At 72.2% G+C, this 23,676-nt stretch carries 23 protein-coding genes; 9 read left to right on the forward strand and 14 right to left on the reverse strand.

What is annotated here, in order from left to right; genetic code table 11:
• The first annotated feature begins 68 nt into the window (after nucleotides 1-68).
• Both K4G22_RS31285 and K4G22_RS31290 read left to right on the forward strand, forming a co-directional pair.
• Nucleotides 69-1,925: an ABC transporter ATP-binding protein gene (locus K4G22_RS31285; protein ID WP_228083846.1), complete on the forward strand. Its 1,857-nt coding sequence runs from the start codon at nucleotides 69-71 to the stop codon at nucleotides 1,923-1,925.
• Nucleotides 1,926-2,031: 106 nt separating this feature from the next.
• Complete coding sequence (locus tag K4G22_RS31290; protein WP_228083847.1) at nucleotides 2,032-2,901, forward strand: alpha/beta hydrolase; 870 nt, start codon at nucleotides 2,032-2,034, stop codon at nucleotides 2,899-2,901.
• Between the two features lie 21 nt (nucleotides 2,902-2,922).
• Here K4G22_RS31290 and K4G22_RS31295 read toward each other — a convergent pair whose 3' ends face one another.
• From K4G22_RS31295 to K4G22_RS31310, 4 genes are all read right to left on the reverse strand, one after another.
• Nucleotides 2,923-3,567: a TetR/AcrR family transcriptional regulator gene (locus K4G22_RS31295; protein ID WP_228083848.1), complete on the reverse strand. Its 645-nt coding sequence runs from the start codon at nucleotides 3,565-3,567 to the stop codon at nucleotides 2,923-2,925.
• A gap of 76 nt (nucleotides 3,568-3,643) precedes the next feature.
• Nucleotides 3,644-4,045: an NUDIX hydrolase gene (locus K4G22_RS31300; RefSeq protein ID WP_228083849.1), complete on the reverse strand. Its 402-nt coding sequence runs from the start codon at nucleotides 4,043-4,045 to the stop codon at nucleotides 3,644-3,646.
• A gap of 94 nt (nucleotides 4,046-4,139) precedes the next feature.
• Complete coding sequence (locus K4G22_RS31305; protein ID WP_228083850.1) at nucleotides 4,140-4,532, reverse strand: VOC family protein; 393 nt, start codon at nucleotides 4,530-4,532, stop codon at nucleotides 4,140-4,142.
• Between the two features lie 84 nt (nucleotides 4,533-4,616).
• Nucleotides 4,617-5,471, reverse strand: coding sequence for an AraC family transcriptional regulator (locus tag K4G22_RS31310; protein ID WP_228083851.1), 855 nt, complete (start codon nucleotides 5,469-5,471; stop codon nucleotides 4,617-4,619).
• A 161-nt stretch (nucleotides 5,472-5,632) separates the two neighbouring features.
• Here K4G22_RS31310 and K4G22_RS31315 point away from each other — a divergent pair, with 161 nt between their 5' ends.
• Nucleotides 5,633-7,126, forward strand: coding sequence for an MFS transporter (locus K4G22_RS31315; protein WP_228083852.1), 1,494 nt, complete (start codon nucleotides 5,633-5,635; stop codon nucleotides 7,124-7,126).
• On the opposite strand, the gene K4G22_RS31320 is transcribed toward K4G22_RS31315, so the two are convergent.
• Together K4G22_RS31320 and K4G22_RS31325 are read right to left on the reverse strand one after the other, a co-directional pair.
• Nucleotides 7,116-7,544 carry a PPOX class F420-dependent oxidoreductase gene (locus K4G22_RS31320; protein ID WP_228083853.1) on the reverse strand — a complete coding sequence of 143 codons (429 nt, stop codon included), beginning with the start codon at nucleotides 7,542-7,544 and terminating at the stop codon, nucleotides 7,116-7,118. The genes K4G22_RS31315 and K4G22_RS31320 overlap by 11 nt on opposite strands.
• Before the next feature lie 14 nt (nucleotides 7,545-7,558).
• On the reverse strand, nucleotides 7,559-8,641 hold the full coding sequence (locus tag K4G22_RS31325; protein ID WP_228083854.1) for a DUF2332 domain-containing protein: 1,083 nt from the start codon (nucleotides 8,639-8,641) through the stop codon (nucleotides 7,559-7,561).
• A 264-nt stretch (nucleotides 8,642-8,905) separates the two neighbouring features.
• Between K4G22_RS31325 and K4G22_RS31330 the strand changes: the two genes are divergently transcribed.
• Nucleotides 8,906-9,571, forward strand: a complete 666-nt coding sequence (locus tag K4G22_RS31330; RefSeq protein ID WP_228083855.1) for a ThuA domain-containing protein — start codon at nucleotides 8,906-8,908, stop codon at nucleotides 9,569-9,571.
• A 32-nt stretch (nucleotides 9,572-9,603) separates the two neighbouring features.
• Nucleotides 9,604-10,116 carry an O-acetyl-ADP-ribose deacetylase gene (locus K4G22_RS31335; protein ID WP_228083856.1) on the forward strand — a complete coding sequence of 171 codons (513 nt, stop codon included), beginning with the start codon at nucleotides 9,604-9,606 and terminating at the stop codon, nucleotides 10,114-10,116.
• Nucleotides 10,117-10,346: 230 nt separating this feature from the next.
• On the opposite strand, the gene tnpA is transcribed toward K4G22_RS31335, so the two are convergent.
• Complete coding sequence (gene tnpA, locus K4G22_RS31340) at nucleotides 10,347-10,763, reverse strand: IS200/IS605 family transposase (RefSeq protein ID WP_228080575.1); 417 nt, start codon at nucleotides 10,761-10,763, stop codon at nucleotides 10,347-10,349.
• 25 nt (nucleotides 10,764-10,788) lie between these two features.
• On the opposite strand from tnpA, the gene K4G22_RS31345 reads away from it, so the two are divergent.
• Nucleotides 10,789-11,997 (forward strand): RNA-guided endonuclease InsQ/TnpB family protein, encoded by a 1,209-nt coding sequence (locus K4G22_RS31345; RefSeq protein ID WP_228084288.1) that lies wholly within the window; start codon nucleotides 10,789-10,791, stop codon nucleotides 11,995-11,997.
• 34 nt (nucleotides 11,998-12,031) lie between these two features.
• Here the strand turns inward: K4G22_RS31345 and K4G22_RS31350 are convergent, their stop codons facing one another.
• The 7 genes from K4G22_RS31350 to rhaI form a co-directional block, all read right to left on the reverse strand.
• Nucleotides 12,032-13,093 (reverse strand): questin oxidase family protein, encoded by a 1,062-nt coding sequence (locus K4G22_RS31350; protein WP_228083857.1) that lies wholly within the window; start codon nucleotides 13,091-13,093, stop codon nucleotides 12,032-12,034.
• Between the two features lie 111 nt (nucleotides 13,094-13,204).
• The gene (locus tag K4G22_RS31355; protein WP_228083858.1) at nucleotides 13,205-13,843 is read right to left on the reverse strand and encodes a LutC/YkgG family protein; all 639 of its coding nucleotides are present in this window, start codon (nucleotides 13,841-13,843) and stop codon (nucleotides 13,205-13,207) included.
• Nucleotides 13,840-15,321 carry a lactate utilization protein B gene (locus K4G22_RS31360; protein ID WP_228084289.1) on the reverse strand — a complete coding sequence of 494 codons (1,482 nt, stop codon included), beginning with the start codon at nucleotides 15,319-15,321 and terminating at the stop codon, nucleotides 13,840-13,842. Before K4G22_RS31360 ends, K4G22_RS31355 begins: the two co-directional genes overlap by 4 nt.
• 46 nt (nucleotides 15,322-15,367) lie before the next feature.
• Nucleotides 15,368-16,120, reverse strand: coding sequence for a (Fe-S)-binding protein (locus K4G22_RS31365; RefSeq protein ID WP_228083859.1), 753 nt, complete (start codon nucleotides 16,118-16,120; stop codon nucleotides 15,368-15,370).
• A 1-nt stretch (nucleotide 16,121) separates the two neighbouring features.
• Nucleotides 16,122-17,615, reverse strand: a complete 1,494-nt coding sequence (locus tag K4G22_RS31370; protein ID WP_228083860.1) for a rhamnulokinase — start codon at nucleotides 17,613-17,615, stop codon at nucleotides 16,122-16,124.
• Nucleotides 17,616-17,811: 196 nt separating this feature from the next.
• Nucleotides 17,812-19,869: a bifunctional aldolase/short-chain dehydrogenase gene (locus K4G22_RS31375; RefSeq protein ID WP_228083861.1), complete on the reverse strand. Its 2,058-nt coding sequence runs from the start codon at nucleotides 19,867-19,869 to the stop codon at nucleotides 17,812-17,814.
• A 4-nt stretch (nucleotides 19,870-19,873) separates the two neighbouring features.
• A complete protein-coding gene (rhaI, locus tag K4G22_RS31380) occupies nucleotides 19,874-21,034 on the reverse strand; it encodes an L-rhamnose isomerase (protein WP_228083862.1) in 1,161 nt (386 codons plus the stop codon).
• A 256-nt stretch (nucleotides 21,035-21,290) separates the two neighbouring features.
• Between rhaI and K4G22_RS31385 the strand changes: the two genes are divergently transcribed.
• The 3 genes from K4G22_RS31385 (at nucleotide 21,291) to K4G22_RS31395 (ending at nucleotide 23,254) form a co-directional block, all read left to right on the forward strand.
• The gene (locus K4G22_RS31385; protein WP_228083863.1) at nucleotides 21,291-21,611 is read left to right on the forward strand and encodes an L-rhamnose mutarotase; all 321 of its coding nucleotides are present in this window, start codon (nucleotides 21,291-21,293) and stop codon (nucleotides 21,609-21,611) included.
• A 121-nt stretch (nucleotides 21,612-21,732) separates the two neighbouring features.
• Nucleotides 21,733-22,755: a LacI family DNA-binding transcriptional regulator gene (locus K4G22_RS31390; RefSeq protein WP_228083864.1), complete on the forward strand. Its 1,023-nt coding sequence runs from the start codon at nucleotides 21,733-21,735 to the stop codon at nucleotides 22,753-22,755.
• A 76-nt stretch (nucleotides 22,756-22,831) separates the two neighbouring features.
• On the forward strand, nucleotides 22,832-23,254 hold the full coding sequence (locus tag K4G22_RS31395; RefSeq protein ID WP_228083865.1) for a YjbQ family protein: 423 nt from the start codon (nucleotides 22,832-22,834) through the stop codon (nucleotides 23,252-23,254).
• Nucleotides 23,255-23,676 lie beyond the last annotated feature (422 nt).

The raw sequence follows: 23,676 nt of genomic DNA on the forward strand, positions 1-23,676 counted from the left end.
GGCAGCGTGAAGACGGGCCTCGGTCGTAGGCTGGAGGATCGTCGCACCCCCGCCCCCTCGAAGGAGCCATGCCCCAACCAGAACCCTCAGGGCCGCCCCACCCCGGCGCCCCCGTCGAGCCCGCCCAACCCGCACAGCTGCGCCGCATCGTCCGACTCTTCCGCCCCTACCGAGGCCGGCTGGCCGTGGTGGGCCTGCTCGTCGGCGCCTCCTCGCTGGTCGGAGTCACCTCCCCGTTCCTGCTCCGCGAGGTCATCGACGTCGCGCTGCCGCAGCAGCGGGCCGATCTGCTGACGCTGCTCGCGCTGGGCATGATCGCGGCGACCGTCACCAGCAGCGTCTTCGGCGTCCTCCAGACGCTGATCTCCACCACCGTCGGCCAGCGCGTGATGCACGACCTGCGGGCCGCCGTCTACGGCAAGCTCCAGCAGATGCCGCTGGCGTTCTTCACCAGGACCCGCACGGGCGAGGTGCAGTCCCGGATCGCCGGCGACATCGGCGGCATGCAGGCCACCGTCACCTCCACCGCCACCTCCCTGGTCTCCAACCTCACCGCGGTGACCGCGACCCTGGTGGCCATGCTGGCGCTGGACTGGCGGCTGACCCTGGTGTCCCTCGCGCTGCTGCCGTTCTTCGTCTGGATCGCGCGCCGCGTCGGCCGGGAGCGCAAGCGGATCACCGGACACCGTCAGAAGCAGATGGCGGCGATGGCCGCGATGGTCACCGAGTCGCTGTCGGTCAGCGGCATCCTGCTGGGCCGCACCATGGGCCGTTCGGAGGCGCTGACCGAACGCTTCACCGAGGAGTCGGAGAAGCTGGTCGCGCTGGAGGTGCGGGCCAGCATGGCGGGGCGCTGGCGGATGGCCACCATCGGCATGATCATGGGCGCCATCCCGCCGCTGCTGTACTGGTCGGCCGGCGCCATGACACAGCTCGGCGGCTCGGCCCCGTCCATCGGCACCCTCGTCGCCTTCGTCAGCCTCCAGCAGGGGCTGCTGCGCCCCGCCGTCTCGCTGCTGTCCACCGGCGTGGACATCCAGGCGTCGCTGGCGCTGTTCCAACGCGTCTTCGAGTATCTCGACCTGCCGGTGGACATCACCGAACGGGCCGAGCCCGTCGCGCTGGGGCGCGCCCGGGGGGAGATCGCCTTCGAGCGGGTCTCGTTCCACTACGGCGCCGAGGCGCCGGCCACCCTCAGCGATATCGACCTCACCGTCCCCGCCGGCGGTTCCCTCGCCGTGGTCGGCGCGACGGGCGCCGGCAAGAGCACCCTGGGCTATCTGGTGCCCCGGCTCTACGACGTCACCGACGGTCGGGTCACGCTCGACGGCGTCGACGTCAGGGAGTTGGACTTCGCCTCCCTGGCCCGGGCGGTGGGCGTGGTCTCCCAGGAGACCTACCTGCTGCACGCCTCCATCGCGGACAACCTGCGCTTCGCCAAGCCGGAGGCGACCCTCGCGGAGATCGAGGACGCCGCCCGCGCCGCCCAGATCCACGACCACATCGCCGCGCTCCCGGCGGGCTACGACACGGTGGTGGGGGAGCGCGGCTACCGCTTCTCCGGCGGGGAGAAGCAGCGCCTCGCGCTGGCCAGGACGATCCTGCGCGATCCGCCGGTGCTGGTGCTCGACGAGGCGACCAGCGCCCTGGATACCCGCACCGAACTCGCGGTGCAGCGCGCCATCGACGCGCTCTCCGCCGGACGCACCGTGATCACCATCGCGCACCGGCTCTCGACCATCCGCGACGCCGACCAGATCGTGCTCCTGGAGGGCGGCCGGATCGCCGAGCGCGGCACCCACGCCGAACTCCTCGCCAGGGACGGCCGGTACGCCGCCCTGGTGCGCCGGGACGCGAGGACCTCCGCCGACCCCGGGGCGGCATCGGCCGAACCCGGCCAGCCCACGGTGGAACTGACCCCCTGACAGCCGCTCCTCGCGGTGTCCGGGGGCGCCGAACCGGCCACGAAACTGTGCGAACGGTCGTGCTAATATATGCGGGTGGCGCACCCCCCGACCGAGGAGACCACCCATGCGGCTCGGCCTCGCCGTGCTTGGCGCGACCCTGAACACCACCGCCCGTCTCGCTCCCGGCCTCGCCGCCCGAGGCGCGCTCCGGCTCTTCCGGCGGCCCCGGAGCCGCGTTCCCGTCCGGCCGGCCGAGGAGTCCACCCTGGCCGCCGCCGAACACGAGCGCCTGACCGTCGCCGGCGTGCCGGTGGCCGTCTACCGCTGGGGCGACTCGCCCCGACCCGTGCTGCTGGTCCACGGCTGGCAGTACCGCGCCTCCCGCTTCGCGCCGCTCGTCGAGGCGCTGCGGCGGCGCGGCCACGCGGTGGTCGCCTTCGACCTGCCGGGACACGGAGCGTCCGGCGGCACCGGCAGCGACCTGCCCGAGGTCCGCCGGATCATCGGGGAGCTGGAACGCCACCACGGCCCGTTCTCCACCGTGCTCGGGCACTCCTTCGGCGGCCTCGCCGCCTGGTACACGCTGGCCGAGGGCATGGCCGCCGACCGGCTGGTCATGGTCGGGGCGCCCGGCGACTTCGGCGAGGTCCTCGACGGGTTCTGCGCCCACCTCGGACTGCGCCCCCGGGTCAACCTGGCGCTGCGTCAGCTGATAGAACGGCGCTACTTCCCCGGCACCGTCGACGCCCTGAGCACGCTCTCCGTGCACCACCGGCCCGAGCGGCTCGCCGTCCCGCTGATGGTGGTCCACGACGAGGAGGACCGGGTGGTGCCCGTCGCGCAGGGACGGACGGTGCACGCCGCCTACGCCGCGCGGGCCGACGCGCTGTTCACCCAGGGGCTCGGGCACAACCGGATCCTCGCCGACCCCGAGGTGATCGAGGCGCTCACCGCGTTCACCGCGGTTACCGCGACCGGCGACCCGGTGCGCTGAACCCTCCGCCGGGCCGGAACCTCAGGAAGCGGCGGGCAGCGCGCCCTCGGCGGTGGCCGAGGCGTCCAGCCGGGCGCGGATGGCGACGGCGGCTCGTTGGTAGCCGTCGTCGTCCGCGTGCAGCGCGGAGTCGGCGTTGGCCATCTCCATCAGCGCCGCCAACTCGAAGGCCAGCTGCGGCACATCGCACGCCTCGGCCAACTGCCCGACCCGCTTGGCCTCTTCGAGCAGGCTCCGCAGAAAGTCGATCCACTCGCCCCTGGCCTGGGCCACCGCGTCCCTGACCGCGCCCGCGCGGGCGCTGAACTCGGCGGAGACCGTGGTGAAGAAGCAGCCGCCGGGGAAGACCCGGTCACGCGAATAGTCGAGATAGCTCCGGCACACCCGCCACACCCGCCCCGTTCCCGGCGGCTCGGCGTCGGCGGGGCGCGCGACCCGGTCAGCGAAGACCGCCTTGGCCGCCCGGACGGTGGCGAGCTGCAACTCCTCCTTGGAGCCGAAGAGGGCGAACACCCCGCTCTTGCTGAGGCCCAGCTCGGTGGCGATCCGCCCGATGGAGAGGCCGCCCAGGCCCTCGACCGAGGCGATCTCCATCGTCCTTCCGAGCACCAGCCGGCGGGACTGGTTCCCCCGCTCGACCCGCCCGTCGATCCGTGCCCCGGCCACCTCGCCCGCCCTTCCGCCAGCAGTCCGCCCATGGTACTCGCGGCCGGGCCCCCGGCCCCCGCGTCCGCCTGGTGGTTCAGCGCAGCCGGCCGTCCCGCGCCAGTTCGTCGAAGACGGCGTGGTCCACGGGCGCGGTGCGTTCCCGGTCGGTGAAGGCCAGCCAGGCGATCTCCTCGATCTCGCTGCTGGCCGTCAGCGTCCCCCGGTAGTCGGCCGTGTAGCAGGCCATCCGCACCAGGGTGCCTGCCGGATGCCCGTGGGCGGGTGCGGTGTAGGTGCCGACATGGCGCGCCGTGTCCGGGTCGACGGTCACTGTCAGCTCCTCCCGGACCTCGCGGACGAGCGTCTCCAGATCGCTCTCGCCCAGGACACGCTTGCCACCGGGGATATAGAAAACGTCCTTCCCCTTGGAACGGGCACCGAGGATGTGCCCATCCCGAAGGTGCACCCATGCCACGGTGTCGATCAGCTGCGTCACCGATGCCCGCCTTCCCCACGCTCGCCGCGCCGCGCCGTCCGCGCCGCCTGCCGGGCACGATGGTGTCACGCCGGGCCGCGGCGGGACGCGCCGGCTAACGCACCTTGGGCGGTGCCACGAGCGGTGGTTCCGGGGGGAAGACGCAGAACTCGTTTCCCTCGGGGTCGGCGAGCACGTCCCAGGTGGCGGTGGCGTCCTCGTTCGTGCGGAGCAGGGCGGCGCCAAGCGCCAGGAGTTCCCCGGTGTCGCCCCGCACGTCGAGATGCATCCGGTTCTTGCCCGACTTGGCCTCCGGCACCGGATTGATCCAGATCAGCGGGCCCTCGCCCTCGGGGTCGTGGATCGGGACGGGCCACTCGGGCGGCCAGGTGCGCCCGTCCTCCTCCTGGTTGCGGCGCCGGTATCCCAGCGCGGCGCACCACCAGTCGGCGAGTGCCTGATGATCGACGGCGTCCAGAGCCAGGTCCTTGAAGCGTGCGGGAGGCATGGGGCCGAGCCTAGATGATCGATTCCACGGGGTTCCGTGGTCGTGGGCGCTCAGCGCGAGGTTTCACCGCGGGATGAGGGACCATCACCCCGCCGGGGGTGCGGCCCGGTGGCGTTCGAGGTCGGGCTGGCCCGCTTGGCCGGCGAGCAGGTCGGGCTTGGCCGCTGCGTCGAACGAGGTGTCACCCTTGAGGTAGCGCCCCGGGGAAGTGCCGACGGTTCGCCGGAACGCGGCGAGGAAGGCGCTCGGTGTCGCGTATCCCACGGTGTGGGCGACCCGGGAAACGGGCTGGCCCTCGGCGAGCAGGGGAAGTGCGGCGCGCAACCGCACATGGGTGCGCCAGCGGTCGAAGTGCATGCCGGTGTCGTGGACGAACAGGCGGGTCAGGGTGCGTCGGCTCACCCCGATGGCCCGTGCGTGCGCCTCCAGGCTCCGTGCGTCCGCGGGGTTGGCGAGCAGCGCGTCGGCCACGGCGCGCACGCGGTCGTCGGTGGGGTGCGGGACATCGATGGGGGTGGCCGGCAAGGGGCGCAGCAGATCCAGGACGACCGCCTCGGCGCGTAGCCGTGCGTCGTCGTGGAGGGTTTCGCGGCTGAGGTAGGCGATGAGGTGGGCCAGCAGCCCGTCGACGCCGACCGGCGTGGGGTCCGCCCAGTCCACGTCGCATCTGTCTGGTTCGAAGTAGAGGCCGCACAGCACCGCCTCGCGGGTCGCGCCGGTCCGGTGGACCACCCCCGCGGGCAGCCACAGCGCCCGTGTGGGGGGCAGGACCCAGTAGGCGTCGTCGACGGCGACGCCCAGCACACCGCGCCGCGCCCAGACCAACTGGTGCTGTGGGTGACTGTGCGGGATGAACCACTGCCCGTACGCCAACGGAAAGTTTCCGACGACGATTGCGCCCACCCCGGGCGGGACGGCTCCCACGACGGCCTTGGTCATGGCCTCAGCCTATGTCCTCAACGCGACACGACAAGGCCCGGTAGCGCATCGCGGTCAGTGCAGCCGGTGCATAGCGTCATTCGCATGTCGATCGATCACCCACCGCGCCATGGGCGTTACCGCAGTGCACAGGGGCCGTTGACGAGGACAGGACGCTCGGCATGACGTCGGTACGCACCACAGTCACCGCCAACGCTCTGGGGCGCCGCGGGCCGGCCCTGGTAGTGCTGTGCCTCGTACAGTTCATGCTCGTCCTGGACGACAACGTGGTGAGCGTGGCGCTCCCCAGCATGAGGGAGGATCTCGGCTTCAGCGCCGCGGGCCTGTCCTGGGTCGTCAACGCCTACTTCCTCGCCTTCGGCGGGCTGTTGCTGTTGTTCGGCCGCATGGCTGACCTGCTGGGCCGCAGGCGTGTCTTCCTGACCGGCGTGGCGCTGTTCGGTGCGGCGAGCCTGGTCTGCGGGCTCGCGCAGGAGCCTTGGCAGCTCGTGGCAGGACGGTTCGTCCAGGGCGCGGGCGCGGCCATGGCCAGCCCGGCCGCGCTGGCACTGATCACGCTGCTGTTCCCCGGTACCGAGGAGCGCGCGAAGGCGTTTGGCCTCTGGGGAGGCATCGCGGGTCTCGGCGGCACGATGGGGCTGGTGATCTCCGGGGCGCTGACCGGCCTGGCGTCCTGGCGCTGGATCTTCCTGATCAACCTGCCGGTGGTCCTCGCGGCCGTTGTGCTGCTCCCGCGCCTGGTCCCCGAGAGCCGGGCCGGGCGCGCGGTGCGCCTCGACGTACCCGGCGCGGTACTCGGCACCGGTGCCCTGGTGTCCCTGGTCTACGGACTGCTCCGGGCCGGGGAGGCCGGCTGGGGCGACCCGGCCGCTGTCGGGACCCTGGTGCTGGCCGTGCTTCTGGCCGTCGCCTTCGTCGCGGCCGAGGCAAGGACCGCCGAGCCGCTGGTGCCGTTGTCGTTCCTGTCCTTCCGCGTCCGCGCCGTCGCCAATGGAACGACCCTGCTGTTCTCCGCCGCCATGTACGCGATGGCCTTCCTGCTGATGGTGCACCTGCAGACGGTGCTGGGCTACCGCCCGCTCACGGCCGGCCTCGCCTACCTGCCCTACGGTGCCGGCATCCTCGCGGGCATGTGGCTCTCCTCCCGAGCGGTGGTCAGGCTCGGCGTGCGCCCGGCCCTCGTCATGTCCTTCCTGACCAGCGCGGCCGGACTGCTGATGCTGTCCGGCTTGGCACCGGGTGACGGCTACGCCTCCGGAGTACTCCCCGGCATGCTCGTCACGAGCCTCGGGTGCGGACTGAGTCTGCCCGCCCTGACCGTCGCCGCGCTCACGGGCACCACCGAGGAGAACGCCGGACTCGGCTCGGCCGTCCTGAGCTCCGTTCAACAAGTCGGCGGCGCCGTGGGGGTGGCGGTGCTCGTCGCTCTGGCTTCGCGCCGCGGCGACGCCTTGGCGGCCCAGGGCGATCCCCTGCACGCCGCGACGGCGGGCTTCTCACTCGCCCTCACCGTCGCTGCCGCCCTCCTCACGCTCGGCGCTGTCCTCATAGGCACCCTGCTCGGGAGGAAGCACCGCCCGGAAGACGCGCTCGACCAGGGCCTGTCGAACGGATCCTCTGGATCTTCGGGGACCGGCGAGGGGCTCAGGCGGTGAGCTCCGCCTCCGCGACCACCCGTTCGGGCCTGATCCGCACCAGCAGCTCGCCCGGCACCGCGTTGCGGGCCCCGAACTCCTCGGCGCGGTCGGCCCCCATGTAGCGGGCGGCGATCCGGGTGGCCCAGGTGCGCAGCTCGTCCGGGTCCTCGCTCAACTCGGCGCGTCCGCGCAGCAGCACGAAGCCGAACGGCGGGGTCTCCTGGTCGACACAGAAGGCGACCTGGCCGTCCCTGGCCAGATTGCGCCCCTTGACCGAACGCTTGCCCGTGGTCAGGACCACCTCGTCGCCGTCCAGCACGAACCACACCGGGGCGACATGCGGGTGGCCGTCCTCGGTCACGGTGGAGAGCTTGCCGGTGCGGGTGCCGTCGGTGACGAACGCCCGCCATTCCTCTGACCGCATCGCGTGTGCCATGGGCCCATCGTGCGTCATCCGTCAGCGCCCAGCCATCGGGCCGGTACGCCGTGCGGGTGAGCGGTCGCCAGCGGCTGCTCGGGCTCGGTCCCCACCCGCACCGACAGCCAGAAGGCCGCGTCACCGCCCCGGACGCCGGGTTCGAAGGCGATGTGCGCGAACCCGGCCTCGGGCGTCGCCGCCCCGGCCAGCCGCGCCAACTCGCCCTCCACGACGGCCCATTCGTCCGCCGAGACATACTGGCGCATCACCGAGTGCCAGACGACGGTCAACGTGCCGGGCTCGACGTCCACCGTGGACAGGAACTCGGCCGCGCCGGATGACTGCACCGTGGCCGGCACCTTGGCCGCGACCCGGATCGCGCCCTCAAGACGCTCCATGCGGGCGACCTGGTCGGGCCAGACATAGGCCCGGAGGGTGAGCGAGCCCTCGGTGGACAGCGGGTCGATGGGGGCGAGGTCGCAACCGCGCCGCTCCACGATCCGCAGGGCCTGGTGGCGGCGCGCGCCGGCGCGCAACCATCCTGGTACGCCGCCGGCCCAGGCGTCCGTGAGCCGCACCGGCGCGTCCAGCGGGCCCCAGGCGAACCGCTCCGCCTCGTACCGGAACTGGTCCGCCCGGAGGTTGAGACCGCCGCTCGACCCCAACTCGAAGATCCGCACCGGGAGCTGCGCACTGGGCACGATGTGCAGAAGGGCCGCGAGCAACAGGTTGGCGCGGCCCACCTCGTTGGTCTGCGGCGGGCGTGTCAGCCACCGGGCGATCCACTCCGGCTCCTGGGCGATGGCCGCGCGCAGCGCCGGCCAGGCCGCGTCGGGAAGGCCAGGGGTGAGGGCGCCGCCGGCGCTCGGGAGGTGCGCGGCCAGCTCGGGGGCCCGCCCGGTCAGCGCCAGCGCGTGCGCCCCGCCGAGGAGCCGCAGCGGCAACGCGTCGTCCAGGTGCGCCGTGTGATGCCCCAGCAACGCGTCCGCGCAGGGCCCGCCCCTCTCGATGTCCCCCGCGGCCCGTTCCAGCAGCGCGGCGTACAGCGGCGAGCCGAGGCGACCACAGGCCCGGGCCTGCTGAAGGAAGACCCGGGCAACTTGTTCACGGGGCATCGGTACTCCTCACTCAACGTCGCTCAAGATCATGAGGCCCCACCGGTGGCGAAGGGAAGGGCCAACGGGGGAATAGGCCCGGGATAAGGGCTCACTCGTACTTCTGTGCCCCGAATGTTCGTGCCCATGACAGCTTCGTCGGCGGGACGACCGACCGACGTGCGCACGGGCATCTCCCCACCGCGACACGGCCGTTGGCGGCGTGCGGCGGCAGCGGGTCGGCGCGCCCGGTCGGGCGCGGTAAGCGCGTTCTACGATGGCGGCATGAGTGCTCAGCGGATCATCGTCTTCAGCCGAACCACCGGATTCCGTCACGACTCGATTCCGGACGGCGTCGCCGCCTTCCACGATCTGGGCGCCCAGGCGGGGTTCGCCGTCACCGCGACGGAGGACCCTGACGAGCTGGCCCAGGCCCTGCCAGGGGCCCGCGCCGTCGTCTTCCTCTCCACCAGCGGCGAGATCCTCACCGACGACTCCCGCGCCGCGCTGCGGGCCCTCCTCGCCGACGGCGGCGGCTTCGTCGGCGTGCACGGCGCGTCCACCACCGAGTACGACTGGCCCTGGTTCGGCAGCAACGTGGTCGGCGCCGTCTTCGACGGCCACCCCGCGCTTCAGCCCGGCGTCGTCGTCGTGGAGGACCGTGACCACCCCGCCACCGCGCACCTGCCCGAGCGCTGGGAGTTCACCGACGAGTGGTACAACTTCACCAGCAACCCGCGCCCCCGCGTCCGGGTGTTGGCCAGCGCCGACGAGAGCAGCTACGAGGGCGGCGGGATGGGCGCCGACCACCCCCTCGCGTGGTGCCACACCCTGGCGGGGGGCCGCTCCTTCTACACCGCGCTCGGCCACACCTCCGAGTCCTTCGACGACCCGGCCTTCCGCGCCCATCTGCTCGGCGGGCTGCGCTGGGCCACCGACCAGCCCGCTTAGTCCCTCCCCACCCCCGATGCCATCATGGGGGGATGGCGGTGATCACACGGGTACGCGGCGACATCACCAGGCAACGCGTGGACGCGGTGGTGAACGCCGCCAACTCGTCGCTGTTGGGCGGCGGCGGGGTGGACGGCGCGATCCACCGCGCCGGCGGGCCCGAGATCCTCGCCGCCTGTCGCGAACTGCGCGCCGGCCACCTCGGCGGTGGCCTGCCCACCGGCCAGGCGGTCGCCACCACCGCCGGCCGGCTGCCCGCCCGCTGGGTGATCCACACGGTGGGCCCCGTCCACTCCGCCGCCGATGACCGCTCGGCGCTGCTGACCTCCTGCTACCGCGAGTCGCTGCGCGTCGCCGAGGAGCTCGGCGCGGCCACCGTGGCGCTGCCGGCGATCTCCACCGGCGTCTACCGCTGGCCCGTCGAGGACGCCGCGCGGATCGCCCTTGCCGCCGCGCGCCGGGCCGCCGTCGGCGGCGCCTTCGCCGAGCTGCGCTTCGTGCTCTTCGACCAGCGCGCCTACGACCTCTTCGACCCCGCCGGCTGATCGGCCGGCGGCCGGACCCGCCCCGCCGGCGCCCCGCCGGGCGTCCACCAGGTCAGCGCCCCCGCACCCGGGCCGGTCGCCTCTCGGCCACGCCGAAACGTCAACTCCCCGGCGCTCGCTACCGGGACTATTCGCAGTGCACCGGGCTTCAGCCCGGTGGTGAAGCGAATCTGAGAGCTGCTCTGGCCTCGGCTGTGTGTATGGATCCGCACTGTTCACCTCAGCCCAGGTCAGAGCGGCCGGTTCTGCTGCTCGATGTACTGCTTCACGATGCTGAGTGGTGCGCCGCCGGCGGAACCGGCGAAGTACGAGCCGGACCAGAGTCGTTGTGCTCGCCAGTAGTGGCGCACGAGGTCGGGGAACTCCTGGCGGAGGCGGCGCGAGGACACGCCTTTGAGGGAGTTCACCAGCCTGGACACGGCGACCTTGGGCGGGAAGTTCACGAGGAGGTGGACGTGGTTGGCCTCGCCGTTGAACTCGACCAGCTCGGCCTCGAAGTCCTCGCACACGGCGCGCATGATCTCCTCACACCGCGTCAGGTGTCGGTCGGCGAAGACGGAGTGCCGGTACTTCGTCACGAAAACCAAGTGGACATGCATGCGGAAGACACAGTGACGACCTGTTCGAATGTTCTCATCGATACCCATAAACCAACTGTGTATCATGATCCCCATGCAGCTTCGGTACAGCTTCCGCCTGTACCCGAGCACCGGTCAGCGCAGCGCGTTAGCGAGGGCGTTCGGGTGCGCGCGGGTGGTCTACAACGACGCGCTCCGCGCTCGCAAGACCGCCCGCAGCGAAGGCATGCCGTTCCCGAAGACCGGTGACCTGTCGAAGTCGCTGATCACCGAGGCCAAGAACACCCCGGAACGGGCCTGGCTCAGCGACGTGTCGGCGGTCGTCCTCCAGCAGTCCCTCCGCGACCTGGACACCGCGTACCGGAACTTCCTCGACGGGCTGGCGGGCAAGCGCCCGCGCATGGGCGCACCCCGGTACAAGTCCCGCAAGGACACGCGACATTCGGTCCGGTTCACCGCGAACGCCCGCTGGTCGATCACGACCGGCGGGAAGCTGCGCCTGCCGAAGATCGGCGACGTCAAGGTGAAGTGGTCGCGGACGCTGCCCTCCGTGCCCTCGACGGTGACGGTGGTCAAGGACAGCGCGTGCGGGTACTTCGCGAGCTTCGTCGTGGAGACCGGTCCGCAGGAAGTCCTTCCCGAGGTCGTGCCCGAGCTGGGCATCGATCTCGGGCTCGGGCACTTCGCGGTCCTCTCCGACGGGACGAAGGTCGACAGCCCGCGCTTCCTGCGCCGGGCCGAAAAGCGCCTGAAGAAGGCACAGCGGAACCTCTCCCGCAAGGAGAAGGGCTCCAGCAACCGGAACAAGGCCCGGCTGAAGGTCGCCCGCGCTCACGCGAAGGTGGCCGACGCGCGCCGCGAGTTCCACCACCAGCTCTCCACGAAGCTGATCCGCGAGAACCAAGCGGTCGCCGTGGAGGACCTGGCGGTGAAGGGACTCGCCCGCACGCGCCTGGCCAAGTCCGTCCACGACGCCGGATGGTCGGCGTTCGTGAACATGCTGGAGTACAAGGCCGCACGGTACGGGCGCACCTTCGTGGAGATCGGCCGCTTCGAGCCCACATCTCAGGTGTGCTCGCGGTGCGGCGTGAAGGACGGTCCGAAGCCGCTGCACGTCCGTGTGTGGACGTGTGGGGCGTGCGGGGCTGTCCTGGACCGGGACATCAACGCGGCGGTCAACGTCGCCAAGGCGGCCGGACTGGCCGTGTCAGCCTGTGGAGCGCGGGTAAGACCGGGACCCGTCCCGGCACCGCGCAGCGAAGCAGGAACCCACCCGACACCACAGCCTCTGACGGCGCGGTAGGCGGGAATCGCCGCCCCTCAGGGCGGCGAGGAAGTCAACCCTCGGGCGTGACCAGCTCCACCGCGCGCCTGGCCGCCACCCCGGGCAACGGGTCGTCAGGATCGGCCTCCCACAGATCCCACAGGGTGTCGGCCAGCTTGATCACATGCTCGTCCCCGTGCTCCGCGGCCCGATCGAACATCTCCGCCGCGTCGAGGGACGCGCCGGACGGCGGCGTCGCCGGCCCGCCCGGCGGGGCGTAGCTCGCGACCACCGCCGCGCTCGCCGCCCAGGCCGCCCCCACGCTCTCCCGCCACAGCGCCGGCGGCAGCGCGGGCAGCGTCCGCAGCACCGCGTTGGGCGCCGTCACCGCGTGCACCAACATCACCGGCTCCCCGTGGGCGTGGCCCGCGTAGTACGCGGCGGCGGCCCGCACCAATTCCGCCAACCCGCGCCGCGCCTCCGTCGGATCCGTCGGCAGGGCACGCTCCCACGCCGGCAGCCCCGCGAGCTGCCCCAACCTGTGGTTGATCCCGCCCGAACGGTCGGCGACCGGCACCACCGCGCGCAACGCCGCCGCCGGGTCGGCGGCACCGGTCGGCAGCGGCGTGCGCCCCCGGGGCAGCGGCTGGTGGCGCGCCGCCCAGTAGCCGAGGCCCTCCGCCAGCTCGGCCACCCTCGGCTCCGTCGAACCGTCCGTCAACAGCACCCGCACCGCGTGCCCCACCCGGATCACCGGATGCGTCGCCCCGCCCGCGATGCCGGGCAGCAGCCGGGGCCACCACTCCGCCAGGACCTCGGGCCAGGGCCGCTCGGCCAGCCGTTCCCGGAAGAACACCGACCAGTCCGTCAGATACCGCGCGTCGCCCAGCCGTGCCCGCCAGTTCTCCGCCGTGATCCGCCCCTGGGCGGCCGGCCGTTCCTCCAACCGCCGCTGATACGCGTCGATCCAGCGGTGGACCCGCCGCCCCTGGCCCCGGCGCACCAGCGCCTCCACCGCCATCGGGCCGTGGTTGCTCAACCAGCCGACGAACTCGGGGCCCGTGCGGTGCAGCCGCGCCAAGCCCTCGTCCAACGTGCCGTTCCGCACCTGGTCCTGCCTCCGCGTCTCGTCCATGCCCCCCGACGCTACGCACCGCCCCCGACCCCGGTAACGGACCCGAGCCCCGGTTCCGCCAGGACCCATCGACCTAGGCCGTGTCCGCGAACCCCGGGGCCCGCTCGCCCCCTACCCGGCGAGGAGCACCACCTCAAGGCGGCGCGGACCGTGCACGCCCTCGACCCGGTCCAGCTCGATGTCGCTGGTCGCCGACGGGCCGGAGATCCAGGTCAGGGGCCGCTCGGGCACCAGCCGCCGCAGCCCCTGCGGCACCGACTCCACCACCTGCTCCGGCACCCGCACCACGCAGATGTGGTGGTCGGGCACCAGGGTGATCCGCCGTCGGCCCTGGTCGGGGCCGGCGTCCAGCACCAGCGTCCCCGTCTCGGCGATGGCCACCGCGCAGCCCGTCACCACGCTGTCCACCGCGTCCAGCGCGTGCGGCGTCGCCGACGCCTCGTCCGGCACCCGCCGCACCCCGCCGGCCGCGGCCAGCCAGCTCTCCGGCAGCCCCACCGGCACCAGCACCGAACGCGCCTCCCGCGCCGCCAACAGCCCGGCGATCAGCCCCGGCAGCTCGGCCGCCGTCGCCCGGTGCACCAACGCCCGGTAGTCCGCCAGGTTCTCCGCCAGCAGCTCCACCGCGTCCGCCGGAGCGTGGCTGTCCAAGTACGAACGCGCCACCGGCACCTGCTCCGGCGTCTCCTCGCGGGGCACATCGGCCAGCGCCCGACGCACCCGCCCCAACACCACGTCACGCGCGCTCATCGGCCCGCCTCCCGCTGCTCGCCCCGCGTCCTGCGCCACCATTCCCGGAACGGCTCGGCCGGCAGCGGAGGCAGATCCCTCGACGCCGTCCACGCCCGCCCGGGACCCGGCAGCCGCCGGGGCTGGAGGCCACGCATCCGGCCCGCCAGCCGCTGCCCCGCGCGCAGCACCCCCGGATGGTCCAACGTCCACCGCGCGGCCCGCATCGCCGCCCGCTCCGCCGCGTGTCCGCGCGCCGGCCTGATCCGCACCCGCCGCCCGTTCCGCGTCACCTCACCGCCCTCCACCACCCGCTCCCGCAGATGCACCAGCACCTCCGGAATGTCGATGGCCACCGGACACACCTCGTAACACGCCCCGCAGAGCGACGAGGCATAGGGCAACGACGCGTCCAACTCGCTGCCCACCCCCCGCAGTTGGGGCGTCAGAATGGCGCCGATCGGCCCCGGGTAGGCCGAGCCGTAGGCGTGCCCGCCGGCCCGCTCGTACACCGGGCACACGTTGAGACAGGCCGAACAGCGGATACAGCGCAGCGCCTGCCGCCCCACCGTGTCGGCCAGGGTGTCCGTGCGACCGTTGTCCAACAGCACCAGATGGAAGGCGCGCGGCCCGTCGTCGTCCGTCGTACCCGTCCACATCGACGTGTACGGATTCATCCGCTCGGCCGTCGACGAGCGCGGCAACAGCTGGAGGAACACCTCCAGATCGCGCCAGCTCGGCACCACCTTCTCGATGCCCACCACCGAGATCAACGTCTCCGGCAGCGTCAGGCACATCCGGCCGTTGCCCTCGGACTCCACCACCACCATCGTGCCCGTCTCGGCCACCATGAAGTTCGCCCCCGAGACCGCCACCTTCGCGTCCAGGAACTTCTGCCGCAGATGGAGCCGCGCGGCCTCCGCCAGATCCGCCGGCCGATCCGAGAGACCCTCGGGCGCTGCCCGCCCCCACTCCGCCATCCGCTCCCGGAAGATGTCGCGGATCTCCGTGCGGTTGCGGTGAATGGCCGGCACCAGGATGTGCGAGGGCAGATCGTCCCCCAACTGCACGATCAGCTCGGCCAGATCCGTCTCGTAGGCGCGCACCCCGGCGCGCTCCAACGCGGCGTTCAGCCCGATCTCCTGCGTCGCCATCGACTTCACCTTGACGACCTCGCGCTCCCCGGTCGCCAGCACGAGATCCGTGACGATCCGGTTGGCCGCCTCGGCGTCCTCGGCCCAGTGCACCTGGCCGCCGGCCGCCGTGACCGCCGCCTCAAGCCGCTCCAGATAGCCGTCCAGATGCCGCAGCGTCCGATCCTTGATCGCCGCACCGGCCTCCCGCAGCAGCGCCCAGTCCGGCAGCTCCGCCACCGCCCGCGCCCGCTTGTCGCGGATCGTGTGCGTGGCGTGCGTCAGATTCGCCCGCAGCTGCCCGTCCCGCGTCGCCGAGGCCGCCGCCGTGGGGAAGGCCGGCATCCCCAGATACGTCCCACTCACCGTGTCGTCCCTTCGCCGCCCGAAGCCGTGGCCCGCACCCGCGCCCTCACCACTGCTCATCCTCCGTGCTGGCGAGGATCTCCGCGAGGTGCACCGGGCGCACCGAAGAACCCAGCCGGGAGAGGGTGCCGCCGATGTGCATCTGGCAGGAGTTGTCCACCGTGCACACCGCCGCCGCCCCGGTCCCCTCGATATGCCGCGCCTTGTCCGCGCCCATCGCCGCCGACACCGCCTCGTTCTTCATCGCGAACGTGCCCCCGAAACCGCAACACTCCTCGGCGCCCGGCAGATCCACCAGATCGAGGCCCCGCACCGCCGACAGCAGCCGACGTGGACGCTCACCCAACCCCAGCATCCGCAGCCCGTGACAGGTCGGGTGGTAGGTCACCGCATGGGGGTAGTAGGCGCCCACATCTGTCACCCCCAGCACATCGACCAGGAACTCCGTCAGCTCGTAGGTCCTGGGCACCACCGACGCCGCCACCGAGGCGAGGCCCCGATCCCGCCCCTCCGCCGACGCCCGCGCGCCGATCCTCGGATAGTTGTCCCTGACCATCGCCGCACACGAACCGGAGGGCGTCACGATGTGGTCGTAGCCGTGGAACGCCCGCGCGAAACGCCGCACCAGCGGCTCCGTCTCCCGGCGGTACCCGGTGTTGAACTGCGCCTGCCCACAACACGACTGCTCCTCGGGGAAGTCCACCGTCACCCCGAGCCGCTCCAGCAGCGTCACCACCGCCTGGCCGGTCCGGGGGAACAACGTGTCGTTGACACAGGTGACAAAGAGCGCGACTCGCATGTCAGTCCCTTCCACCGCTGGCGATCCGGTCCGCGGCCCGCCGCCACGCCGTCCCGTCCCCCTCGGGAACGAACCGGCGCAACGGCAGCGAGGCACGCGGCAACGAGCGTAGCCGTGCCAGCCCGCCCCGCACCGCTCCCGCCGCCCGCGCCTGCACCAGAACGTTGCCCAGCGCGGCGGCCTCCGCCGGGCCCGCCACCACCGGCAACCCACAGGCGTCCGCCGTCAGCTGACACAGCAACGCGTTGTGCGCGCCGCCGCCCACCACATGCACCGTCGCCACCTCGACGCCCGACAGCCGCCGCGCGTCCACCAGCGCAGCGCGGTGCGCCAACGCCAGCGAGTCCAGCACACACCGCACCATCTCGCCCCGGTCCCTGGGCGCCGGCTGGCCCGTCCGCCGGCACGCGGCGGCGATCCGCGCCGGCATCCCGCCGGGCGCGATGAACTCCGCCGCCCCCGCGTCCACCACCGAACGCAGGCCCGGAGCCCTCGCCGCCGCGGCCAACAGCGGCCCCAACTCCGGCTCGTCCCCGCCGTCGCCCCAGTCCCGAAGACACTCCTGCAACAGCCACAGACCCATGATGTTCCGCAGATAGCGCACCGTGCCGTCCACGCCCAACTCGTTGGTGAAGTTGGCCCGCCTGCTCTCCTCGGAGAGCACAGGCGCCGCCAACTCCAGGCCCGCCAACGACCAGGTGCCCGTGGCCACATAGGCGAACGGGCCCTCCGCGGCCGGCACCCCGGCCACCGCCGACGCCGTGTCGTGCGAACCCACCGCCGTCACCGGAACCGGCCCCGCCAGACCCGTCTGGGCCAACACCTCGGGCAGCAGCTCGCCCGCCGACTCACCGGGGCGCCGCAGCGGCGGGAACAGGCCCAGATCGATCCCCACCGCCTCGGCCACCTCCCGCGCCCAGTCGCCGGTGCGCGGATCGATCAGCTGGGTCGTCGACGCGTTGGTCAGCTCCGTGCCCCGCACCCCCGTCAGCCAGTACGAGATCAGATCCGGGATCAACAACAGGCTCCGCGCGGCGGCCAACTGCGGCGAATCCCGCGCCGCGACCAACTGGTAGATCGTGTTGAACGGCAGATGCTGCAACCCGGTCGCCGCGTACAGCCGCTCCGGCGACACCGCCGACGCCACCCGCTCGGCCGCCCCCGCCGTCCGCTCGTCCCGGTAGTGCACCGGATTCCCCAACAGCGCGCCCGAGGCGTCCAGCAGACCGAAGTCCACCGCCCAGGAGTCGACCCCCACCCCCGCCAGCCGCCCCCCACTCCGCCGTCCCGCCGCCCGCAGCCCTTCCAACACCCCGTGGTAGAGCGCCAGCACATCCCAGTACAGCGTGCCGCCGACCCGCACCGGACGGTTGGCGAAGCGGTGCACCTCGACCAACGACACCCCGCCCCCGCCCACCTCGCCCAGCATCACCCGCCCGCTGGACGCGCCCAGATCCACGGCGGCGAACGGAGGACCAGCGGCGTCGGCGGACACCGGGGGAGCGGACAGAGCCGAGGAAGCGGACACGAGACACCTCGTCGAGACGATCGGGAGAGACAGAGGAAACCCGGAGCACCGCGCGCGCGACGAACGGGGAACGAACGGGCGGGACACCGCGAGCCCGGGGCAACGGAAGGCGCCGGGCGGACCGGGCCGAGGCCACGGCCACCCGACGCGCCCTCACCGCGCCTCAGCGCAGGAACGCCGCCGCCACCCCGGCGTCCACCGGGATGTGCAACCCCGTGGTGTGGCTCAGATCGCCACCGGTCAACGCGAACACCGCCGCCGCCACATGCTCGGGCAGCACCTCGCGCTTCAACAACGTCCGCTGCGCGTAGAACTCGCCCAGCCGCTCCTCCTCGACCCCGTACACCGCCGCGCGCTTCGCCCCCCAACCGCCGGCGAAGATACCCGAACCGCGCACCACACCATCCGGGTTCACCCCGTTCACCCGCACGCCGTGCTCGCCCAACTCGGCCGCCAACAGCCGCACCTGATGCGCCTGATCCGCCTTGGTCGCCCCGTAGGCGATGTTGTTCGGGCCGGCGAAGACCCCGTTCTTGGACGCCACATACACGATGTCGCCGCCCATGCCCTGCTCGATCATCACCCGCGCCGCCTCCCGCGACACCAGGAAGGAGCCCCGCGCCATGATGTCGTGCTGCAGGTCCCAGTCGGCGACCGTCGTCTCCAACAGCGGCTTGGAGATGGAGATCCCGGCGTTGTTCACCACCAGATCCACCCCGCCGAACGCCAACACCGCCGCCCGCACCGCCGCCCGCACCTGCTCCTCCGAGGTGACGTCCACCGCCACCGCGACCGCCCGGTCGGGCCCACCGACCTCCCTCGCCACCCGCGCCGCCGCCTCGCCGTCCACATCGGCCACGACCACGGCCGCGCCCTCGGCCGCCAGCCGCGACACCGTGGCCCGCCCGATGCCCGACCCACCGCCCGTCACCAGCGCCACCCGCGTCGCCAACGGCTTGGGCGCCGGCATCCGCCGCAGCTTCGCCTCCTCCAACTCCCAGTACTCGATGCGGAACTTCTCCGACTCCTCGATCGGCGCATAGGACGACACCGCCTCGGCGCCCCGCATCACCTGGATCGCGTTCCCGTAGAACTCGCCCGCCACCCGCGCCGTCTGCTTGTCCTTGCCGAACGAGAACATGCCGACGCCCGGCACCAGCACGATCGCCGGATCGGCGCCCCGCATCGCCGGCGACTCCGCCGTGGCATGCCGCTCGTAGTACGCCCGGTACTCCTCCCGGTAGGCCGCGTGCGCCTCCCGCAGCCGCTCCACCACCCGCGTGAGCGGAGCGTCCGCCGGCAGATCCACCACCAGCGGCCTGACCTTCGTCCGCAGGAAGTGGTCCGGGCACGACGTCCCCAACGCCGCCAGCCGAGGGTGCTCGGCCCGCGCCAGGAAGTCCAGCACCGCCTCGTCGTCCGTGAAATGCCCCACCTGCGGCCGGTCCGTCGAGGCCAGACCCCGGATCAGCGGCGCCAACGCCGCCGCCCGCTCCCGACGTTCGACCTCCGGCAGCGCCTCGTAGCCGGGCAGCACCGCCCCGAACGGCTCCGCCGCGCCACGCTCGGCCAGAAACGCCTCGGCCGTGCGGATGATGTGCAGCGAGTTGCGCTCGCACTCCTCGCTCGTCGCGCCCCACGCCGTGATCCCGTGCCCGCCCAGCACACAGCCGATCGCGTCCGGACGCGACCGCCGCACCTCGGCGATGTCAAGACCCAGCTGGAACCCGGGCCGCCGCCACGGCACCCACACCACCGCGTCCCCGAAGCACGCCCGCGTCAACTCCTCGCCGTCCGCCGCGCAGGCCAGCGCGATCCCCGAGTCCGGATGCAGATGGTCGACATGCGCCGCCTCCACCAGACCGTGCATCGCCGTGTCGATCGAAGGCGCCGCGCCACCCTTGCCATGCAGGCAGTAGTCGAACGCGGCGACCATCTCGTCCTCGCGCTCCACCCCCGGATACACGTCCGCGAGGGCCCGCAGCCGGTCGAGCCGCAGCGCGGCCAGCCCGTCGGCACGCAGCGTCCCCAGATCCCCGCCCGAGCCCTTCACCCACATCAGCTCCACCGCGCCACCCGTCACCGGATCGTCGACGGTGCCCTTCGCCGAGGTGTTGCCCCCCGCGTAGTTGGTGTTCCTGGGATCGGCGCCCAACCGGTGCGAACGCGCCAACAGCGCCGCCACCTCGGCCTCGCCCGTCCCGTTCCGTCGCGCACTCATCCGCTCAGGCCCCCCAACCGGCCTGCTGGCCGCCCACGCGCTCCGCCACGATCCGCTCCGCCCAGCCCGACCGCCGATAGGCGTCCATCGGATCCGGGTCGAGCCCGCGCTCCTCGCGCCACTCCGCCAGCAGCGGGCGCACATCCGTGTGATACGCGTCCATCAACACCGCGTTCGCGCCCAGTACGTCACCGGCCGCCTGCGCCACCGCCAGCGCGTCGGCGTCCACCAGCAGCGCCTTGGCCGTCGCCTCCTGCACGTTCATCACGGAACGGATGATCGCCGGGATCTTGGGCTCGATGTTGTGGCACTGGTCCAACATGAACGCCACCTCGGGAACGAACCCGCCGCCGCGCACCACCTCGTACATGATCCGGAAGAGCTGGAACGGATCGGCCGAGCCGACCATCAGATCGTCGTCGGCGTAGAAGCGCGAGTTGAAGTCGAAACCGCCCAGCTTCCCCTCCCGCAGCAGCGTCGCCACGATGAACTCGATGTTGGTGCCCGGCGCGTGATGCCCGGTGTCCACCACCACCTGCGCCTTCGGCCCCAGCTTCAGGCAGTGCGCGTAGGCCGTGCCCCAGTCCGGAACATCCGTCATATAGAACGCCGGCTCGAAGAACTTGTACTCCAGCAGCATGCGCTGCTCCTCGCCCAACCGCTCGTAGACGGCGGCCAGGGCCTCCGACAGCCGGTCCTGGCGGTTGCGGATGTCGTCCTGCCCCGGGTAGTTGGTGCCGTCGGAGAACCACAGCTTCAGATCGCGTGACCCGGTGGCGTCCATGATGTCCACGCACTCCAGCAGGTGCGCCAGCGCCTTGCGGCGCACCCCGGCCTCCGGATGGGTGACGCTGCCCAGCCGGTAGTCGTCCTCCTGGAACACGTTGGAGTTGATCGCGCCAAGACGCAGCCCGCGCTCCCGGGCATGGTCGGCCAACGCCGCGTAGTCGTCCACCCGGTCCCACGGGATGTGCAGCGCCACGGTGGGCGCGACCCCGGTGTGCCGGTGCACCCGCGCCGCGTCGTCCAACTTCTCCCACGGGGTTCTCGGCACGCCCTGTTGGGCGAACACCTTGAAACGGGTGCCGGAGTTGCCGTAGGCCCAGGACGGGGTCTCGATGGCCTGGGAGGACAGGGCCGCCTTGACGGCGGTGAAGGGGGTCATGCGATCAGGGCTCCCGTAGCGCGCGGACGAGGTTCTGTTGAACCAGGTCCTCTGCCGTGTGTGAATCGTTTCACTCCACTCTCGACGCTAAGAGCGGAGCGGGAGCGCTGTCAAGGGAGCGAGGCGATCCATTCGCCGTCTACCACTGCCTTTTCGAAGCCGGGCATCGACCGTCGCCCGATCTTGACGGTGGACGAGGCGGCTGGCTAGCTTGCGTCCATCCGCATGAAACCTTTCAGAGGGCTGGGTGATTCCCGTGCAGCGCGTCTGTTTCCTGTTGAGGGTCCGCGCCGACCGGATCGAGGAGTACCGGGAGCGCCACGCCCATGTCTGGCCGGAGATGTGTGCCGCGCTGTCCGCGAGCGGCTGGCACAACTACTCGCTCTTCCTGCGCGAGGACGGGCTCCTCGTCGGCTATCTGGAGACGGAGGACTTCGACGCGGCGCGGCGCGCCATGGACGGGACCGAGGTCAACGCGCGCTGGCAGGCCGAGATGGGCGACCTCTTCGAGGCGCTCGACGGGGAACGGCCCGACGAGGCGATGAAGCCGCTCACCGAGGTCTTCCACCTCGCCTGACCGCCGCGCCGCCCCCGCGCCCCCGCCGCCCCCGGCCCGGGCGGCGCGAAACCACGGCAGCGATGGTGCATACCATGGCCCCGCGAGACGCGGCGGGTCACGAGACGAACGGAACACGCACATGGCGCAGACGGTGGGGATCAAGGAAGTGGCCCGGGCCGCGGGAGTGTCCGTCGGCACCGTCTCCAACGTCATCAACCGCCCCCAGATGGTCGCCGAGGAGACCAGGGAACGCGTCCAGGCCGCCATCGTCCAACTCGGCTACGTCCGCAGCGAGTCCGCCCGCCAGCTGCGCGCCGGGCAGAGCCGCATCATCTCGCTGCTGGTCCTCGACATGGCCAACCCCTTCTTCGTGGACGTCGCCTCAGGTGCCGAACGCGTCGCGCGCGCCGAGAAGTTGGGCGTGATGCTCTGCAACAGCGCGCAGAGCGTCGCCGAGGAGGCCGACTACCTGTCGCTCTTCGCCGAGCAGCGCGTCCGGGGCGTGCTGATCACCCCGGCCGACATGAGCGGTCGCAACCTCGCGGAGTTCCGCCGGCACGGGATCCCGTTCGTCTTCGTCGACCGGGTCCTGCCCAGCGCCGAGGGCTGCTCGGTCTCCGTGGACGACGTGCGCGGCGGCACCCTCGCCGTGCGCCACCTGCTGGAGCAGGGCCACACCTCCGTCGCCTATGTCAGCGGCCCGATGGCGCTCCAGCAGTGCCGGGACCGCGAGGAGGGCGCCCGGATCGCCCTCGACGAGGCGGGCCTCCCGCCCTCGGCCCTGCACCATGTCGAGGCCGAACGTCTCGACGTCACCGCCGGCCGGGACGCCGGCGCCCGCCTCCTGGGGCTCTCCCCACGCCCGTCGGCCGTGTTCTGCGCCAACGACCTGCTGGCGCTCGGCGTCCTCCAGGCTCTGTTCGCCGCGGGTGTCCGGGTGCCAGAGGAGATGGCCCTGGTGGGCTACGACGACATCGAGTTCGCCGCGGCGGCGGCCGTGCCGCTCACCTCGGTGCGCCAACCCGCGTTCCGCATGGGTCGGCAGGCGGCCGAGCTGCTGCTGGAGGAGACGGGCGAGGACGCCGGCCTCCACCGTCACCAACGGATCGTCCTGGACCCGGAGTTGATCGTCCGCGACTCCAGCCTCCGGCTCCGTCGCTGACCACCCGCACGCCCGTACCCCGCCGCCATCGGGGCGCCGCGCGCGGCATCGGGTCCGCGCGGGCGACCATGGGGACATGCCTGACACCTTCACCACCGACGTGATCGACATCGCCACCGGAACGTCCGAGGTGGTCCACGACCTCACCCAGGACTGCGCCGCCTTCCTGCGCCGGGTGGCCGGCGGCCAAGACGGCCTGCTGAACGTGTTCACCCCGCACGCCACCACCGGGATCGCCCTGATCGAGACGGGCGCCGGCAGCGACGACGACCTGCTGGCCGCCCTGCGCGACCTGCTGCCCCCCGACAACCGCTGGCACCACCGCCACGGCCCCGCGGGCCACGGCCGCGACCATGTGCTGCCCGCCCTCGTCCCCCCACACGCGACCCTGCCGGTAGTCGGCGGCCAACTCGCCCTGGGCACCTGGCAGTCGGTCTGCCTCGTCGACACCAACATCGCCAACCCCGACCGCCAGGTGCGGCTGAGCTTCCTGGGCTGAGACGGCCGTCCCAATGCGTCCGTGGCTTTCCACGACTCTTGGCAGGGGAGGTTGCCGTCGGCGGTGTGCGGAGCTGGTGCTTCGCGGGGTGCTTTGCCGCGCGCTGTGCAGTGTGCTCCGTCACCGCGTAGGTTTATGGGCGGATGATGCGAGCGACTTGTTGGGCTGGATGGTCAGGGGTGGGTCCGGGTGGGCGTCCCCAGTCGAGGACGTGAATGCCGGCGCTCTGTATGAGTTCTTCGTCCAAGTGCAGGAGCTGGACAGGGGAATATCCGCGGCGTCTGAGCCACGCGAGTCGGCGCCGCTGCTCCGCAGCGCTCAGTTCATGCCACCGATCGTGGTGGACGCCGGGTGGCTGGCCGGGATTCTCTCGGACCCAGACGCGTATGAAATGTGTCTCGTGCGGCGCGGTGCGCAGTGTG

Origin of the sequence: Streptomyces profundus (assembly GCF_020740535.1) — a bacterium.
GTDB lineage: Bacteria > Actinomycetota > Actinomycetes > Streptomycetales > Streptomycetaceae > Streptomyces > Streptomyces profundus.

Bases quoted from the DNA above. Each gene is read 5' to 3' on its own strand.
- rhaI (WP_228083862.1), bottom strand. From the start codon at position 21,034: ATGACCCCCTTCACCGCCGTCAAGGCGGCCCTGTCCTCCCAGGCCATC.
- K4G22_RS31390 (WP_228083864.1), top strand. From the start codon at position 21,733: ATGGCGCAGACGGTGGGGATCAAGGAAGTGGCCCGGGCCGCGGGAGTG.
- K4G22_RS31365 (WP_228083859.1), bottom strand. From the start codon at position 16,120: ATGCGAGTCGCGCTCTTTGTCACCTGTGTCAACGACACGTTGTTCCCC.
- K4G22_RS31375 (WP_228083861.1), bottom strand. From the start codon at position 19,869: ATGAGTGCGCGACGGAACGGGACGGGCGAGGCCGAGGTGGCGGCGCTG.
- K4G22_RS31290 (WP_228083847.1), top strand. From the start codon at position 2,032: ATGCGGCTCGGCCTCGCCGTGCTTGGCGCGACCCTGAACACCACCGCC.
- K4G22_RS31325 (WP_228083854.1), bottom strand. From the start codon at position 8,641: ATGCCCCGTGAACAAGTTGCCCGGGTCTTCCTTCAGCAGGCCCGGGCC.
- K4G22_RS31320 (WP_228083853.1), bottom strand. From the start codon at position 7,544: ATGGCACACGCGATGCGGTCAGAGGAATGGCGGGCGTTCGTCACCGAC.
- K4G22_RS31305 (WP_228083850.1), bottom strand. From the start codon at position 4,532: ATGCCTCCCGCACGCTTCAAGGACCTGGCTCTGGACGCCGTCGATCAT.
- K4G22_RS31310 (WP_228083851.1), bottom strand. From the start codon at position 5,471: ATGACCAAGGCCGTCGTGGGAGCCGTCCCGCCCGGGGTGGGCGCAATC.
- K4G22_RS31395 (WP_228083865.1), top strand. From the start codon at position 22,832: ATGCCTGACACCTTCACCACCGACGTGATCGACATCGCCACCGGAACG.
- K4G22_RS31285 (WP_228083846.1), top strand. From the start codon at position 69: ATGCCCCAACCAGAACCCTCAGGGCCGCCCCACCCCGGCGCCCCCGTC.
- K4G22_RS31335 (WP_228083856.1), top strand. From the start codon at position 9,604: ATGGCGGTGATCACACGGGTACGCGGCGACATCACCAGGCAACGCGTG.
- K4G22_RS31315 (WP_228083852.1), top strand. From the start codon at position 5,633: ATGACGTCGGTACGCACCACAGTCACCGCCAACGCTCTGGGGCGCCGC.
- tnpA (WP_228080575.1), bottom strand. From the start codon at position 10,763: ATGGGTATCGATGAGAACATTCGAACAGGTCGTCACTGTGTCTTCCGC.
- K4G22_RS31355 (WP_228083858.1), bottom strand. From the start codon at position 13,843: ATGAGCGCGCGTGACGTGGTGTTGGGGCGGGTGCGTCGGGCGCTGGCC.
- K4G22_RS31345 (WP_228084288.1), top strand. From the start codon at position 10,789: ATGCAGCTTCGGTACAGCTTCCGCCTGTACCCGAGCACCGGTCAGCGC.
- K4G22_RS31350 (WP_228083857.1), bottom strand. From the start codon at position 13,093: ATGGACGAGACGCGGAGGCAGGACCAGGTGCGGAACGGCACGTTGGAC.
- K4G22_RS31330 (WP_228083855.1), top strand. From the start codon at position 8,906: ATGAGTGCTCAGCGGATCATCGTCTTCAGCCGAACCACCGGATTCCGT.